We start from the raw sequence: 2,651 nt of genomic DNA, 5'->3' as shown, positions 1-2,651 counted from the left end.
AGTTGCCGGAGGGCCTCGCCCAGCGGCACGCGGAGCGCCTGTTCGTCCGCCACATTGTCAACCTGCGGTACCGGGGCGTCCCGGCCGAGGAGATCGAGAAGCAGCGCGAGGAGTTGCGGTCGAGCGCGTCGGCGAACGCGGCCCGCGAGTTGAAACTCTTTTTCATTCTCGACGCGATCGCCCAGAAGGAGAAGATCGAGGCCACCGACGCCGAGGTGGACGCGAGGCTACGGTTCATCGCAGCCCAGTACGGCCGGCGCGACGACCATATCCGTGAGGAAATGCAGGAACGCGGAACGCTCGACAGCCTCCGCAGCCAGATCCGCGACGACAAGGTGATGCGCCTCCTCCTGGAAAGGGCGCTGGCCAAGGGCGACGAACCGCCCGTCAAGAAGGGCGCCGGCGAGAGCGAAGAGGCGGCCGAGGAGCCCGAGACGACCTAGCGCGGGTGACCCGGCGGACGCCAGACGAAAGGGGAACCGGAAACGATGGGACGCGACGCGGTCGGACCCACGGCGGGCGGCGTTCCCGTGCGACCGCACGGAGGCATGATGCCGCCCTACCAGCAGCAGCGCTGGCTGACGCTGGCGGACCTCCTCTTGGAGAACCGGATCATCTTCCTGGAGGGTATCATCGACGACCAAGTGGCCAACTCGGTCGTCATGAAACTCCTGTACCTCCAGAGCGAGAAACGGAACCAGGAGATCAACCTCTACATCAACTCGCCGGGCGGATACGTCTCCAGCACGCTCGCGATCTACGACACCATCCAGTTCCTGGATTCGCCGGTGGCGACGTACGCGATCGGCCTGGCGGCGAGCGGCGCGGCGCTCCTGCTGACGGGCGGCACGAAGGGCAAGCGCTTCGCCCTCCCGCACGCCAAGATCATGCTCCACCAGCCCGCGGGCGAAGTGGGCGGCCAGGCGGCCGACATCGAAATCGCCGCCAAGGAAGTCCTCAAGGACAAGGAGACCCTCATCAAGATCTTCGCCCACCACACGGGCCAGGACCCGGAAAGGATCCGCCGCGAAACCGAACGCGACCGATACCTCACACCCCAGGAGGCCAAGGAATACGGCATCGTGGACGAGGTCCTCGAACACATCGAAAAACCCAGGTAGCCGTCGGCAAGGGAGTCAAACCCGTGCAACCGAAGAACGAACTGATACCGATCGTCGTCGAACAAACCGGCCGCGGCGAACGGTCCTACGACATTTACTCGCGGCTGCTGAAGGACCGGATCGTCTTCGTCGGCGGCGAGATCGAAGACCAGATGGCCAACACGATCATCGCCCAACTGCTGTTCCTCCAGAACGAGAACGCCGATGCCGACATCTCCATGTACATCAACTCGCCCGGCGGTCTCATCACGAGCGGCCTGGCCGTTTACGACGTGATGCAGTTCGTCGGCTGCGGCGTGCAGACCTACTGCCTGGGCCAGGCGGCCAGCATGGCGGCCGTACTCCTGGCAGGCGGCACGAAGGGCAAACGCTTCGTTCTCCCCAACTCGCGAATCCTCATCCACCAGCCGATGGGCGGGGCGCGCGGCACGGCCACGGACATCAGCATTCAGGCCGAGGAGATTCTGCGCTTGCGCGCCCGCCTGAACCAGATCCTCGCCCATCACACGGGCCAGCCGGTGCAGAAGATCGAGGAAGACATCGACCGCGACCGATTTCTCGGGGCCGACGAGGCCGTCGCCTACGGCCTGGCGGACCAGATCATCCAGAGCCTGCCGAAGAAGACCGCCTGACCTTCTCGACCGATTCCGCCGAATCGTCTCAGGAAGTCGCCGACCCGCCTGCCTTCCCCGGCACTTCCGTCGGCAAACGGAGGACGAAGGCGGCACCGTGGCCGGGGTCACTCTTGACCGTGATGCACCCCTCGTGTTCCTCGACAATCTTGCGGGCGGCGGCCAGGCCCAGGCCCGTTCCCTTCTGGCCTTTCGTGGAATAGAACGGCTGGAAGATCCGCTGCTGCTCCTCGCGCGGGATGCCGGGGCCGTTGTCGGCCACGATGATCCAGACTTCGTTCCCCTTCGGCGAAAGGCGTGTCTGAACGCTGACCTTGCCCGTCAGGGGGGCGACGGCATCGATCGCGTTGGAAATCACATTCAGCAGCGCGTGATGGAGGCCGTCCGGGTCGAGGGGGATCTCCGGCAGGCTCTTTTCGAGCCGCGCCGAAAGGGCGACGCGTTTCTCTGCCGCCGCCGGCTGTACCAGTTCCGCCACTTCGCGGACCACCGCGTTGACGCTTGTTTGGACTCGGTTCGGCGGCGCCTGGCGGCTGTAGGAAAGCATGTCGAGGACGAGTTGGTTGATGCGGGCGAGGTTCCGGCTGACGACGTCCCAGCCCGTCGCGACGGGCTCGAGGTTCTTTCGTTCCAAGCCCGTCTCGACGGCGCGGGAGCCGCCCTGGATGCCCTGGAGGATGTTCTTGATGTAGTGGGACAGGCTGGCGACCGCCTGGCCGACGGCCGCAAGCCGTTCCTGCTGGACCTGGCTCGCCATGAGGCGGGCGTTCTGGACCGCCAGGCCGGTCTGGCATCCGATCGCCGTCATCAGTTTCAGGTCCTCGGGGGAGAACTGGCCCTGGCTGACATGCGTGTCCACGTGGATGATTCCGAGGATCTCGTCGCCGCTGCGGATGGG

Annotated in this window: 4 protein-coding genes; 3 read left to right on the top strand and 1 reads right to left on the bottom strand. The window is 65.5% G+C overall.

Features of this window, described 5'->3' with window-relative positions; translation table 11 throughout:
* From NTX40_07435 to NTX40_07425, 3 genes are all read left to right on the top strand, one after another.
* Positions 1–443, top strand: a 443-nt coding sequence (locus NTX40_07435) for a hypothetical protein (GenBank protein MCX5648911.1), incomplete at its 5' end; no start/stop codon positions are given.
* Positions 444–548: 105 nt separating this feature from the next.
* On the top strand, positions 549–1,121 hold the full coding sequence (locus tag NTX40_07430; protein MCX5648910.1) for an ATP-dependent Clp protease proteolytic subunit: 573 nt from the start codon (positions 549–551) through the stop codon (positions 1,119–1,121).
* A 41-nt stretch (positions 1,122–1,162) separates the two neighbouring features.
* Positions 1,163–1,753 (top strand): ATP-dependent Clp protease proteolytic subunit, encoded by a 591-nt coding sequence (locus NTX40_07425; protein ID MCX5648909.1) that lies wholly within the window; start codon positions 1,163–1,165, stop codon positions 1,751–1,753.
* Positions 1,754–1,781: 28 nt separating this feature from the next.
* Here NTX40_07425 and NTX40_07420 read toward each other — a convergent pair.
* On the bottom strand, positions 1,782–2,651 hold an 870-nt coding region (locus tag NTX40_07420), incomplete at its 5' end, for an ATP-binding protein (protein MCX5648908.1).

This window comes from Planctomycetota bacterium (assembly GCA_026387035.1).
GTDB lineage: Bacteria > Planctomycetota > Phycisphaerae > FEN-1346 > FEN-1346 > JAPLMM01.
This window is presented reverse-complemented; position numbering and strand designations above follow the sequence as displayed.

What these genes read in the sequence shown, in the direction of transcription:
- NTX40_07430 (MCX5648910.1), top strand. Translation starts at nt 549, where the DNA reads ATGATGCCGCCCTACCAGCAGCAGCGCTGGCTGACGCTGGCGGACCTC.